This is a genomic window from Alkalihalobacillus trypoxylicola (assembly GCF_001590785.1).
Classification (GTDB): domain Bacteria; phylum Bacillota; class Bacilli; order Bacillales; family Bacillaceae_D; genus Alkalihalobacillus; species Alkalihalobacillus trypoxylicola.
Map to the genome: position 1 here is coordinate 61,074 of NZ_LTAO01000036.1, position 14,087 is coordinate 75,160.

Below are 14,087 nucleotides of genomic sequence, written 5' to 3' on the forward strand. Positions count from 1 at the left end.
AAGATATATTAAATAACTAATTAATACAAACAAACGTTTCATAACTCTATAAAACATACATTTAGTCGCAGTCTAAAAGATTTTATGCATAAATATACTACTTCAAAGGCTTTACACATACATGTTAGATGCCCGAAAACACTTTGCGTCCGCTAAGTACTGTCGAAATTCACTTTATCCACTGAAATCTTGGTGTTCACTAACTTACATCTTCCATCGAGAATCTACCCGTTCAAAAGAACCCTCCTTCTTATTTAAAAGAAAGAGGGTTCTTTGTTCGTTATTTGTGTTTGTATCTTACACTTCATTTCAAGTTTCGCTCTATGTGATGATTTAAAAAAACAGGTATGTCACAGACTTATCTCTTATTTAAGCATGCTGCGTATTATCCTTCTCTGCTTTTCTCACTTCAATCTTCCTTAACTTTTCTTCTACTTCTTCTTCAGTTAATTGATGTTCTTCGATGTAACGATTTCTTGGGTGCACTCTACACTCATCTGAGCAACCGCGCATATAGAAATGCTCGTTTTCTTCGGAAACTAGAATTTGTTTGTTACATTCTGGGTTTCCACAATTCACATAACGCTCACACGGAGTTCCATCAAAATGGTCCTTCCCGACAATGACTGGGTCGACTTGGTTTACTGGAACGCTAATACGCTGGTCAAATACATAGAGCTTTCCATCCCATAATTCTCCTTTTACCTCTGGATCTTTTCCATAAGTAACAATTCCACCGTGTAATTGACTGACATCGTCGAAGCCTTCTCTCTTCAACCAGCCTGAAAATTTCTCACATCGTACTCCCCCCGTACAATACGTCAAAACTTTCTTACCTTTAAGCTGCTCCTTATTTTCCCTAACCCAATCTGGCAGGTCTCTGAAGTTGCGAATATCTGGTCTAATGGCGCCTTTAAAATGTCCAAGATCAAATTCATAATCATTTCTAGCATCAATGACGACTGTATTCTCTTCTTTCATTGCCTCATAAAATTCTTTAGGACTTAAATAGTTGCCTGTTAATTCAAGAGGGTTTACATCATCTTCTAAACGAAGGGTTACTAATTCTGGGCGATAGCGAACGTGCATTTTTTTAAAAGCATGCTCTTCTTCCTCATCAATTTTAAAAACAATGCCTTTAAAACGCTCATCATTCTCCATATAATCCATATAGCTTTTCGTTTGCTCTACCGTCCCAGATACCGTACCATTAATACCTTCATCTGCTATTAATATTCTTCCTTTTAATCCTAAATCCTTACAAAACTGCAAATGCTCGTCTGCATAATCCTCTGCATTTTCTATATCATTATAAAAATAATATAATAATACGCGGTAAGGTTTTTCACTCATAATCCTTCCTCCTCATGGTTAAAAATTATATTCCGTTTGGTTCTTCAAAAAGTAATACAAACATGATAGATTTTAAATTTATAAAACCTACCCTTTAATCCAACATCGCATCCAAGCGCAGATTGGTGCTCTGTTTTCGTAAAAACTTCCTTCACTATTTAATCAAAATTCATTTAAAAAATCAACTGTATCTCCTTAGAACTTCATACAATAAACGACAACTAATTTATCCAAGTAGTATCGGAGTATCGGAAAATACGCGCGAATGATGAGCTCCACACATGCTTGGTGCCCTTTCATCTGCGCCCCCAAGACATTCAGCATCTACTAGGGTAACTCTGACTAACTTTTTTAATATGTGTTTCGGCATAGCCAGGGGTTTTCGAAAACCAAAAAATCCTCCTTCTTTTCAAGAAGGAAGTTTTTTGGTTTGCATTCATTACACCTCATTACATTTAGGAATCAATATGATAAGAAGATAGTGACCATTTTTGTAAAGAAAAAGAACAGCTTCCTGAACTACTAAAATGAATATGATGAGCACTCATATTTGAATAAAATCTAGCACTAAAAACTTCTTCCCCTTCATTAATAAAAATTTCTATCGCTGATGTATCTATAAAAATTTGGAGCGATGTTAAATTCCGGAGAAAACATTGTCTTCTTTCAAACTTTCCATCTACATAGCTTTTTCTCTCAAGGATAAATAGTTGTTTCTCCTTTGAGTAAATAAGCCTCACTGCTTCCGCTATATCAATCTGAAACCAATCTTCTGGTAATGTTAAGAAGTCTAGTAGTAATTCTGTTCCTTTTGTCGTTTCGTTTAAAAGCTTCCAAAACATTTCTGGTTGCAGGTGAACTTGTTTCTCAAATACATTCGGCTGTCTTAACTCTACTAATTCCTGTAATGGCCTTTGATACAATTTGTTATTTTCATACAATAATTCTCTTGGTAAAGTCATATTGTGAAGCCAATCATGAGAAATCGTTGGATGATTCTGTTCATTCTGCTCGGGTACACCCATCCAAGCAAACATTATTCTTCTACCTTGTTCATCAGTCGTTGTTTGTGGAGCATAAAAGTCAAAGCCTCGATCTAATTCATAGAACTCATCATGCTCTAAAGCACCTGTTTCATAGTCCATCACTCCAACCACATAGCCTGATTGATAGGTATTATGATAAAAATCGCCCTTTGGCTCCAACCCTTGAGGACAAAAGATTAATAGGTCATGTCCATTTAATTGAAATAAATCAGGACATTCAAACATATATCCAAAATCATTAAGAAAATCATTTTCATTTTTAATGACATTCCCCTTATACTTCCAATTTAACAAATCCTTCGATTCAAATAAGGCAATCGTTCCTTTTTCATCAAGTTTTTGGGCACCTACCACCATATAGAAGATATCTCTGTGTTTCCAAACCTTCGGGTCACGAAAATGCGCTGTATACCCTTCTGGTAAACTAATAACTGGACCTTTCTTATCAAAATGAATGCCGTCCTCCGAAATAGCTAAGCATTGATAGGTTTGTCTATTTCCTTGAGTATCCTTTACATTCCCTGTATAAAACAAGTACATTTTTTCTTCATGTATGATAGCACTTCCTGAATAACAGCCATTTTGATCAAACCACTCTGTAGGAGTGAGCGCTACTTTTTCATGTCTCCATTTTATAAAATCCTTCGTGACATAGTGGCCCCAGCATTTAGCTCCGTGATTGGTTTTAAATGGCATCCATTGGTAAAATAAGTGATACTCTCCTCTCCAATAAATAAAGCCGTTGGGATCATTAAGAAGACCTGTTGGGGGCATAAGATGAAAAGATAGCCGGTAAGGATCCCTTTCTACAGCTTCTCTTTTTTCTTTCAGTACTTTTGTTAGTTTTTCTCTATAAAGCGGTTCGCTTTGCACTGTATCCCCCCTCAATTCAATAAGTATGGATGTATCTCTTCAATAGTTGGTAAAGCCGTCATAGCCCCTTTTTTTGAAGCAGCTAATGCTCCTGATATCGAAGCAAGCTCTGCCATTTTTACCATTTCTTCAATAGATAGCTCTTCAATTTTATCCTTAGATTTTTCTAGACTATACAGCATCCCTGATACAAAGGCATCTCCAGCCCCTGTTGTATCTACTGCTAGTACTTTCCTAGCGGGAATATGCTTAATATTTGGTCCTTGACATACATAGCAACCATTCGCCCCTAATGTCACAACAATAAATGGAATTTGATAGTTCTGAAGCTGTTGGATACCTTCATTGATTTCTGATTTTCCCGTTAAAAAGAAAAGCTCTTCCTCAGATACCTTTAAAAAATCAACTAAAGGTAGTAAAGACATTATGCTCTCTTTTGCTTGTTCTTCGTCTCTCCATAAATTCAATCTAAGATTCGGGTCGTAGGAGATTATAAGTCCTTGATCCTTTGCTTTTCTAACGGCTGCCTCTGTTGCTTGTTTAGAAGGCTGTCGTATCATTGTAATAGAACCAATATGCAAAATCTTATACCGCTCAAAAATCGTCTCATCATAATCTTCTATACTTAATAATTGGTCAGCACTGGGCTCAACAAAAAATTCAAAGGAACGTTCTCCTTCTTCGTCATTTGTCACTAACACCAATCCCGTTTTCGCCTTGCCAGTCGATGTCATAGAATGAGTTTGAACACCGTAGTCTGTTAATGTTCTCTTCAAAAAGCTTCCTAGCTGGTCGTTCCCCACCTTTCCAATAAAAGCAGAGCGAACTCCTAATCGAGAAACACCAACAGCTACATTTGCTGGTGCTCCTCCTGCACTTTTTTGATATTGCAGATTGTTTAAATCTAATGGAATAAAATCAACTAAAGCTTCTCCTAAACTAATAACTCCTTGTTTCATCAATGATTCTCCTTTTATTCCGTTTTACTAGATTCTTCTTTCCAGCCTAGTAATAGAGTGGCAACAAATGCTCCTACTACTGCTAGTAAAAAGCCTATTAAATATTGAAATGGATTTTGAGCAATTGCGAACATTGGAATTCCTGTTAAGCCAATTCCGTTCGCCATCACTTGTTGAAGAACCACATAGGCTCCTCCTATAGCTCCACCAATAGCCGCCCCGATAAATGGTCGGCGATATTTTAAGTTCACACCAAAAATGGCCGGCTCCGTAATTCCTAAAAACGAGGAAACAGCTGCTGGTAAAGCGATACCCTTTGTTTTCTTATTTTTTGTTTTCAAGAAGACAGCAAGAGTCGCTCCTCCCTGAGCCACATTAGACATCGCCCAGATTGGGAGTAAATAATTGGCACCTACACTCACTAATAGCTCTGCTTCAATCGCATGAAAGCTGTGATGTACACCTGTTAAGACAATGATTGAATATAAACCACCAAAAAGGAATCCAGCTACAGGTCCAGCCGTTGCATACACGAAATCTAATGTATTTGTAATTCCCTCTMCTAATAAACGCCCCAGAGGACCGATTACTAGCAGCGCAAAAAATCCAGTAAAAATGACCGTTAAAAATGGGGTTACTAATAAATCGATCACATTTGGCACGAATTTTCTAAAAAGTTTTTCCAGTTTAGCCATAACAAAAACAGTTAGTAGAACAGGAATAACCGTCCCTTGATATCCTAGCATTTCTACACCAAAACCAAAGAAATCTAAGGTTTCTGGCTGAACATCACTTAATCCCCAAGGGTTGAGGAGATCAGGATGCGTCATAATCCCCCCAATTACTGCACCTAGAAATGGGTTGGCCCCGAACTCCTTAGCTGCACTAAAACCTATTAATATCGGTAAAATAATAAAAGAAGCAGAGGAAAACATATCAAGCATGATAAATAATCCGCTCTCTGAATCGAGCCAATTATACGTATTCATTAAGCCAAGTAGCCCCATTAGCATCCCAGCAGCCACTATAGCTGGGATAATCGGAACAAAAATATTAGAAAGTGTGCGAGCAAATCTAGCAAAAGGATTCATTTTCTTTTTGATAGCATCCTGATGATTGCTAGGTTTATCTTGATGATCCTCTCCTGATATATCAACAAGTGGAGCGAATTCCTGAAATACTTTATTGACTAAGCCCGTACCAAAAATGATCTGATATTGTCCAGAGCTAGAGAAGGCTCCTTTGACTTCATCTATTTCTTCTATTTTGTTTTGGTCTATTTCATTTTCATCCTCAATAACAAGTCGTAATCTTGTAGCGCAATGAGTCGCGCTGACAATATTTCCTTTTCCACCTAAATGTTTGACTAGTTTTTCGGCAATTTCTTTATGTTCCATCTAATTATTCCTCCTTTTTTCTTAATAGCTTTTGGGGATTATCCTGTAGAAGTAGTTTTTTTTGCACAAAAAAGACCTAAAATATATAAAGTACATACAGGTAGCTGAAGAAGAGACGACTACCTATATCGCCTTACACATTTTAGGTCTTGCCTGGTTGACCCAGTAACAATCCTCAATATTCTATTAATTATTTAACATTGTACATGCAGAGTTAATAACCGTCAACTACTACTTTCTTTTAATAATCTTTGCACATGCAACGATATATACGCAATTTCCGAGCGTGGGAATTGAATATCATATTGCTCTTCAAGATAAGCAATAACTGCTTGTGAGCATTGATAAGCTCTTTTATATTTAAACTGAATGAGCTCACTCATATCTTCATCTATTGGTTCTACATCTCTTTTTTGTTCGATTCGATTTAAAGCAAAGCGAAGATGAGTAATGAGCCTTTGATAGCTGATGCTCGACTCTTCAACCTTAAGCTGTAGATTCACCTCAACCTGCTCGATAAAATCCTTTAAAATCGCTGCACGTTCTATCGATTCACCCATCGAGTGACCGGCTAATTTAGCTGTATGAATATGAAGAGCTATATGAGCGACCTCATCAAGAGGTATGGTTAGGTCCAGTTCTTTTTTGATTTCGTCTCTAGCCCATAAGCCAATTTCAAATTCTTTTTTATACAATAGCTTAATTTCATTCGTTAATTTGTTTTGAATAAGGATTCCATTTCTTAACCTTTCCAAAGCGAAGGATAAATGGTCGGTTAAGGCAATATGAATATGATCATTCAGCGGTTCTTCTAAGTACCCCTCCGCATAACTAATAACTTTTTCGGCGATTTCTATATGCCTCTCGGGAAGTGTTCGTAATAGCTGCTGGAACTTTTCTGAGGACTGCTCATGTAATACAAATATTTTTTCTATTTTATGCTTAGGAATTAAATCATTTCTCTTTTTTTGAAAAGCAATTCCATTTCCCATGACAATCTTCTCTAACTGTCCATCTATTACAACTACCGCATTATTATTAAGCACCCGAAAAATTCTCATCGTATAACTCCTTTAATTCTTTGGAACATTATCGTAACATAAGCATTGCATAAAAAGAAGAGGCAGAGATAAAACTCACGAATAATTGATTATACCATTCTAGCTCCCCGCCTGTTCGCTCCCACAAGACACTTCGCGTCCTGTGGGGTGGCCCCGAACTAACTTTTTTAAAAAAAGTGGATTTCGTTATTGCCACTACTTCCCACTGGAGTCTCCGTGTCTTGTGTCCGCTAGTTTACGTCTTTAATAGAGAATCTATTCGTTCAAAAAACCCTCCTTTTTCCAAAAAAAGAGGGTTCATCGTTCATTATTAATGTTTTCATCCATTACACATTTTTTTGAATTTCTCTAAAGTAATTCTTTAAATCAGTTTTTGTCCCAGCCACTTCTTCATGAAACACTACCTTATAAAGTTACCCATTTTTAACTTTATTCTTCTCTAGAACTTGAACCATTTTATTTACGGCACTAAACAAGGCTTTGACAGAGGATGTCATAATGTCTGGATCAATACCACAGCCCCAATAAATTACTTGATCTTCGCCCGTTATCCCAACATAAGTCACCGCTTGCGCATTCGATCCTGTTTTTAACGCATGCTCGTTATATATTAAATTTTTATATGAAAAACCAAGGTTCTCTTGTAAAGCTTGGCTAATAGCATCAAGGCGTCCATTCCCAGATCCTTTAAACTCTTGAATTCCATTACCTGTTTTGAGTGTAACCGTCGTCTCAAAGTTGTCATGCTGATTAAATTGATAGCCGACAAACTCAAAAGGCTCCTCAAGGTTAACATATTCCTTCATAAAGATTTGATATATTTGCTCAGGCTGTAGCTCTTGATGTAGCTTATCCGATACATCCTTAACCGCATAACCAAAGCTTTCTCTCATCTCAGGTGGAAGCTCCAAGCTATAATGCTGCTTCAATATATAGCCGATTCCTCCTTTACCAGATTGACTATTAATTCTAATAATATCGCCTTCGTATTCTCTTCCTATATCAAGCGGATCTATTAGTAAGTATGGTACATTCCATTTACGATTCGTATATTCTTCACGCCATTTCATACCTTTGGCAATCGCATCCTGATGAGAACCTGAGAAGGCTGTGAATACAAGCTCCCCTCCATATGGGTGGCGCATCGGAACCTGCATTCTTGTTAACCTTTCATACACTCTCTTAATTTCTGGAAGCTTCTCAAAGTTCAACTGAGGGTCGACTCCATGAGAAAACATATTAAGAGCAAGAGTGACTATATCGACATTTCCTGTTCTTTCACCATTCCCAAACAATGTTCCTTCCACTCTTTTGGCTCCTGCTAGCATCCCAAGCTCTGCATCCGCGACCCCTGTACCTCGATCATTATGAGGATGAAGCGATACAATCACATTCTCTCCATATTTTAAATGGTCGATCATAAACTCTATTTGACTTGCATACACATGCGGCATCGACATCGATACAGTTGCTGGCAAATTAATAATGACTTTGTTTTCAGAGGTTGGCTTCCAAACATCTAATACTTCATTACAGATTTCCAATGCAAATTCCATTTCTGTTCCTGTAAAGCTTTCAGGAGAATATTGAAATTGAAAGTTCCCTTCTGTTTCAGTTGCATACTTTTGTAGCAGCTTAGCGCCATTAACCGCAATATCGATAATTTCTCTCTCTGTCTTTTTAAAAACCTGCTCTCTTTGCGCAACTGACGTAGAATTGTATAAGTGAACAACGGCTTTTTTTGCACCTCTTAACGATTCAAAGGTCTTTTTGATTATATGGTCACGAGATTGTGTCAAAACCTGAATCGTTACATCATCAGGAATCAGGTTTTCTTCAATTAAAGTTCTTAAAAACGTATATTCCGTTTCGGAAGCTGCCGGAAAACCAACTTCTATTTCCTTAAACCCTACATCCACAAGTAACTGAAAATATTCTAGCTTCTCTTCTAAACTCATTGGAATAATTAGAGCTTGATTTCCATCTCGTAAATCAACACTACACCACGTTGGCGCATTGTCTATATACTCCTTCTCCATCCACTTCTGACTTTTTACAGGTGCTGTAAAATAGCCTCTCTCATATTTCGATACTTGCTTCATGTCTCAACACTCCCTCAATATAATAAATATCTATGATGACTCCATATAAAAAAGCCTTTCATCCCTTTATTAAGAGACGAAAGACTTGAAATCTTCGCGGTACCACTCTTGTTCATACAAAAAGTATGCACTCAATCACATAAGAATAAATTCTCACATAGCCTAATATAACGTTTAGGATTCCGGCTTTACTTACTAAAGGTTCAGTAAAGCTACTTCAAGGCGAGTTCAGACTACATTGTGACTGCTTTTCACCTAACCAGCAGCTCTCTAGACACAACTGTTCATCTTACTAATCCTCTTCTTTGCATTTATCAAATATTTTGAATAGTGTACTACAAAATCGCGATAAATTCAATATGTTCAGAAAAATTTATCAAAAAACATGTTCCAGAGAAAAGAATTAAACGATCGAGGTTTTTAATTTTCACTTTAGGTAGATGCTTTCCCAAGGGCTTGTCTTCAGCTAAATCCGACTATGCAGACCGTCGTCAGAGTGGATCTTCAGACTGCACTGATCCTTCGGGAGTCACTACCTACCGCTACAATCAACAAGTGAATGAACAAACTTTCAAGACATTTTTATAATGAATGGTCTGTTGGAATCACTTAAATCCATTTCATCATCTCTGTCTTTTAATGAAAACAGAACGATTGGGTTTTTGATTTTCACTATAGGTAGATGCTTTCCCAAGGGCTTGTCTTCAGCTAACTCTGACTACGCAGGGCTTCGCCAGAGTGGATCTTCACACTGCGCTGATCCTTTTGGAGTCACTACCTACCGCTACAATCAAAGAGTGACAAACATAAACATTTTTATTTATAAATGTTCTGTTTTATTCACTTATAAAGCAATGATGTAATTACTTATTTTTTTAAAATATGCACAAACAACTATAAGAAGGAATTAAATGAATAAAAGATAAAAATTTACATTATAAATCAAAAAACAGCTCGTTCTATTTGATTTTCAAGCTTCTTGAAATTAATTTGCAGACTTTTCGATGTTTCTAAGGCACCTTTAATCGATTTACCTTGATTATGAGACAATTGATTAATGATATCATCAAATAAAATTTGCATTTCATAAACAACGGTATATGCTGCTAAATGATACAACCGAACATCAGAAAATCGACTAATACTAAAAATAGCAGAATCAATATAAGGCTTAAACTGGTCAATCATTGTAGGCAATCTAAAAATTAAACTCCCTACCCCATCCCTCAGTCCATTTATTACCTCCAATAATTCTTCTAATTTTAGAACGGCTAGATCAACAGCCAACTTAACTCCATCTTTATCAATGTCAGAAAAATGAAGAGACACTCCTAAAACAAATTTGCCAGGCTCTGCTAACGAAATTAACCCCTTAATAATTAAAGACATCGAAATTAGTATACCTTCGATAGCAACTAATAAAGGAACTAGAAAGGTCGTCGCTATACTTTTTAAATTTTGGTATACATTATCTACTAATTCTTGTTTTAATTTTATTATCGTTATTTCAACATATGGTGATTCATTCATTTTAAATTTACGTGCTTGATAACCAGAATGAGCAGACGTATCGATGCTTGTTTTCATTGCGATTTGCTCCGAAAGCTCTTCATCCTTCTTTTCAAAAGCGTTTGCCATCTCTTGCACTTGAGCTCGATAATGACCTGCTTGGTCGAGAACCTTTTCCTTATTATCAACTACGATTTCCAAATGGGCATTTAATTCTTCTACAATAGCATCCATAAACTGATTACCTCTATCGGTAAATATGTCAGGAATAATGACTGTATTTATTTCTTGAATGCCATTAGAAAATTGATTGAAATTATCTTCAAAATCGAAGAATAAATCTTTCAATCTAGATAAAGGGGTGAAATCAATAACAGAGTTTAATCTACTGCATTTATTCTCCGCTGCCAATAATTTATCTTCTACTAGATTAATCGTTCTATTACACTGAGTTTTATTACTAACTCCTTTTAAGAAGGGCTCTCCAGATAAATCATCGATCATGCTTAAAAAATTCCCTTGTAGATTTCGAATTCGATAGTCTAATTCTTCATGCTCATGTTGAACAATTTCTTTTGCATTGATTAAATATTCATGACTATGGTTTAAGCGGCTTTCCACTTGGTTCTTAATTCCATCAGCCAACATTTTTAAATGTTCGGTCGAAATATTGACTGGTTCGGAGGGACCAGAAAGAGATGTTAACGTTTCTCCCGTAAAAAAACTACTCAAAATATGATCGTCTGCACCGATATGAATTTGTCCATGTCCAGGCTTTCCTTCTACACCTATTTCATAAACAAATTCACCCTTATCATTAACCTTATAGCCCTTATGATTAGAGCCAATCATATCCATCACAGGTACTCCATTGTAGATGAGATGTTTCTTTCCTGGAATTCGGTCATCCTTACCGATTACTTGCTGAGTAATTGTTAGAAAATCATAGGAGCTATAATAGTTTACGATATTCGGATAGTCCTTATCAGGATCTATTATTCCACCAGGAAGCATAGCAGGATTAATCGTCACTGATTTCACATGAGGATTTCTAACTGCAACCGAATTGGCAAGAGCACCAGCTAATGAATTCCCCGTCACATAAGAAACCTCGCCAAAGGTCTCCTCGATAGAATCAAAATAATCCTGTGCGGCAACAAACTGTGCAGGCTCCAAATTACTTAACAGCTTCGTATTCGTTTCCAGCCAATCTTCTTTTATCTGACTACTACCTTGATAGACGACAATATACTCGCCGGTATCCAAATTTTGAACAGTGAGCGCATCAAGGCCAGTTGGGTTTAAAGTATCTATAAAATATGATGTATCCACTGTACGATAAATTGAATTATTGATTTTTATTTCACTATCTAATCTAATATTCTCATAAGCATGATATCCAGCTAATCGGATTAGTTCTTTATCAATATTTTGTTTTGGTGTAATATCATAAGACATTTTCATACTCTTAATCCTTTATAATTTCATTTGGATGTGCTCTTCTTAAGGAATTTTCTTTATATCCTTCTGCTCTTCCCTTATGAATATAATTATCATGAAGTAAAATAGAATAAGTACCTCTCGGAATATCATCCATACCTTCTATATCCTTAAGAATTTGATTAAAAATTTCCTCACTAGGTTTATCTCCTTTATTTTTCATATATAAATTTATAGTAAAAAATACATGACTTTCATTATAAGTGTAATCTTGAAAAAAATAATCCAATTCTCCATCTTGTGTAAAATTTTGTTCCTGCAAATATAACTCAATCATTTGATCTAGTGCTCTATCAGAAGGGGTTAAGTAATAATACGGAGTAGTATAACCTGTTCCCATTACATTTTTAACTGCTTTCTCAGATAATCCAACAATTGGATATTGCTTTGTTAAACTCTCTAAGTATTCATTTAAATTATTAAACTCCTCTTCAAAAGCTAATTCTAAAAGCCCCCCTTTTATTCCTATCTCAACTTTTCCTTCTGAAGCCCAAATACTTTCTGTTCTCACTTCACCAGTTTCTATATGAATTGGAACAATAACATGAGTATAAAAATCAGGTTTTCCTACTGATTCTACAAAGACAGCAACTCCGTCCACCACACTAACTATGTTATTAATTTTCACTTCGGTCTTATGGTTATCGAGAAACCACTCTTGGACTGCGGTTTCGACTACTTCTCGGTGTTGTTCCGCTACCTCAAGATTTTCTTCAACACTATCTCGAAATCGGTAGCCTTCTCCTATGTACTCTTGGACCGGTACTAAATATTCATGTATTTCTTTTTCATCAAAATTGTACGTTCTTTCGTTTTCATTTTCATTGATTTGACTTTCATTATCTTCATTAATATTCATCGTTGAACAGCCTCCTAATATCCAAATACCGGAAAATAAAAGAATGATAGCTTTTATCTTATTCATGCTTCACCTCAGTTTTATGACTTGACCCATTATATTATTATTTAAATATCTACTCTTAACAGCCTATAAAATTTTCATCTTGAAATAAAGTGATATCATACAAAATGTGGGAAAATAAGAATATTTAATCATAATTCTTTATTTCCAAACCGATAATTAGTACTTTTTTCACAGACATAAGTGACGTATCGAGAGAGGTTGATGATACTAATAGTTATTTAGTAAACCAGATTTCCCCCTATTTTTTATATATTTTATTGTTATGTCCTCTTTCTATTGAATTACCTTGATAACCATTTGCATTTCTTTTGTCAATATCATTATCATGTAATAGGATACCGTATTCACCTTTCGGAATATCATTCATTTCTTCAATATCTTTTGCAATTTGATTTAAAACTTCTTGATCCGAATCTTGCCCCGCTTCCTCCATATAAATATGAATACCAAAACCTATATCTTCAGCAGCATAATAATCTTCATTATCTAGAAAAAATTCTTTTAGATGCTTCAAAGTTTTTTCCGGATTTTCTATATATTCTTGATATAACTTTCTAAAGGTCTCTCCTGTTGGATTAACAAAATAATAGGGTGTTGAATAGCCATTACCTTTAACCTTTTCTAAGGCTTCTATTGTTAAACCTGTAAATCCATACTCTTTCGAGGCCGATTCAAAATATTGATCAAGATTTGCAAATTCTTCTTCAAATGTCATCGCATATAGCCCGCTCTTTATAGCCATTTCGACTTGACCTTCTAGACCCCAAATACCGTTCGTTCTCACTTCTTTATTTTTTAAGTCTATTGGCACGATTACATACGTATAAAAATTCGGCTTTCCTACTGATTCAACAAAGACAGCCACTCCATCAATAACACTCACAAGGTTATTAATTTTCACTTCGGTTTTATGGTTATCGAGAAACCACTTCTGCACCGCTGTTTCAACTTTTTCTCGGTGTTGTTCCGCTACCTCAAGATTTTCTTAAACACTATCTCGAAATCGATAGCCTTCCCCTGTATACTCTTGGACCGGGACTAAGTATTCATGTATTTCTTTTTCATCGAAATTATACGTTCTTTCTTCTTGGTCTTTTTCTAAAATTGAACACCCAACTAAAGTCCATAACATGAACAAAATTAACATATTATTGAATTTTATCTTCATATCATTACATATTACCTTTCTTTCGGCGTTTCAACCTTCAATTTCTCCATATAACGATAGTAAATGTCCAATATAATGTAAAATAATTTCATACATAAAAGAGAAAAATAAGAAAATTTATCCATACTATAATAAATGGCTTCATTCATATCGGATAGTTAGTCGTAGTCTAAAAGTCAATATTGTTTTTCTAT

At 35.6% G+C, this 14,087-nt stretch carries 9 protein-coding genes, 1 pseudogene and 1 other annotated feature; all 10 genes and pseudogenes read right to left on the bottom strand.

Translation table 11 applies throughout. The features are described 5' to 3' along the window. Positions 1-369: 369 nt before the first annotated feature. Entirely contained in the window at positions 370-1,356 is a 987-nt protein-coding gene (gene trhO / locus AZF04_RS16825) for an oxygen-dependent tRNA uridine(34) hydroxylase TrhO (RefSeq protein WP_061949759.1), read from the bottom strand. Positions 1,357-1,808: 452 nt separating this feature from the next. Beyond that, the gene (locus tag AZF04_RS16830) at positions 1,809-3,272 is read right to left on the bottom strand and encodes a glycoside hydrolase family 32 protein (protein ID WP_061949760.1); all 1,464 of its coding nucleotides are present in this window, start codon (positions 3,270-3,272) and stop codon (positions 1,809-1,811) included. Positions 3,273-3,283: 11 nt separating this feature from the next. Further along, on the bottom strand, positions 3,284-4,231 hold the full coding sequence (locus tag AZF04_RS16835; protein WP_061949761.1) for an aminoimidazole riboside kinase: 948 nt from the start codon (positions 4,229-4,231) through the stop codon (positions 3,284-3,286). A 14-nt stretch (positions 4,232-4,245) separates the two neighbouring features. Next, positions 4,246-5,628, bottom strand: coding sequence for a sucrose-specific PTS transporter subunit IIBC (locus tag AZF04_RS16840; protein WP_061949762.1), 1,383 nt, complete (start codon positions 5,626-5,628; stop codon positions 4,246-4,248). Positions 5,629-5,852: 224 nt separating this feature from the next. Continuing rightward, entirely contained in the window at positions 5,853-6,689 is an 837-nt protein-coding gene (locus tag AZF04_RS16845) for a PRD domain-containing protein (RefSeq protein ID WP_061949763.1), read from the bottom strand. A 413-nt stretch (positions 6,690-7,102) separates the two neighbouring features. Then, complete coding sequence (locus AZF04_RS16850) at positions 7,103-8,791, bottom strand: 2-isopropylmalate synthase (RefSeq protein WP_061949764.1); 1,689 nt, start codon at positions 8,789-8,791, stop codon at positions 7,103-7,105. Positions 8,792-8,860: 69 nt separating this feature from the next. After that, positions 8,861-9,106, bottom strand: a binding site (T-box leader). Positions 9,107-9,733: 627 nt separating this feature from the next. Continuing rightward, on the bottom strand, positions 9,734-11,764 hold the full coding sequence (locus tag AZF04_RS16855) for an SA1320 family protein (RefSeq protein WP_153017286.1): 2,031 nt from the start codon (positions 11,762-11,764) through the stop codon (positions 9,734-9,736). A gap of 4 nt (positions 11,765-11,768) precedes the next feature. Next, positions 11,769-12,725: a DUF1672 family protein gene (locus AZF04_RS16860; protein ID WP_064504210.1), complete on the bottom strand. Its 957-nt coding sequence runs from the start codon at positions 12,723-12,725 to the stop codon at positions 11,769-11,771. A gap of 238 nt (positions 12,726-12,963) precedes the next feature. Next, positions 12,964-13,692 (bottom strand): annotated as a pseudogene (locus AZF04_RS16865) (DUF1672 family protein); the annotation flags it as partial. 18 nt (positions 13,693-13,710) lie between these two features. Beyond that, positions 13,711-13,893 (bottom strand): hypothetical protein, encoded by a 183-nt coding sequence (locus AZF04_RS16870; protein WP_061949768.1) that lies wholly within the window; start codon positions 13,891-13,893, stop codon positions 13,711-13,713. Between the last annotated feature and the right edge of the window lie 194 nt (positions 13,894-14,087).

Bases quoted from the DNA above. Each gene is read 5' to 3' on its own strand.
- AZF04_RS16835 (WP_061949761.1), bottom strand. From the start codon at position 4,231: ATGAAACAAGGAGTTATTAGTTTAGGAGAAGCTTTAGTTGATTTTATT.
- AZF04_RS16855 (WP_153017286.1), bottom strand. From the start codon at position 11,764: ATGAAAATGTCTTATGATATTACACCAAAACAAAATATTGATAAAGAA.
- AZF04_RS16870 (WP_061949768.1), bottom strand. From the start codon at position 13,893: ATGAAGATAAAATTCAATAATATGTTAATTTTGTTCATGTTATGGACT.
- AZF04_RS16845 (WP_061949763.1), bottom strand. From the start codon at position 6,689: ATGAGAATTTTTCGGGTGCTTAATAATAATGCGGTAGTTGTAATAGAT.
- AZF04_RS16860 (WP_064504210.1), bottom strand. From the start codon at position 12,725: ATGAATAAGATAAAAGCTATCATTCTTTTATTTTCCGGTATTTGGATA.
- AZF04_RS16850 (WP_061949764.1), bottom strand. From the start codon at position 8,791: ATGAAGCAAGTATCGAAATATGAGAGAGGCTATTTTACAGCACCTGTA.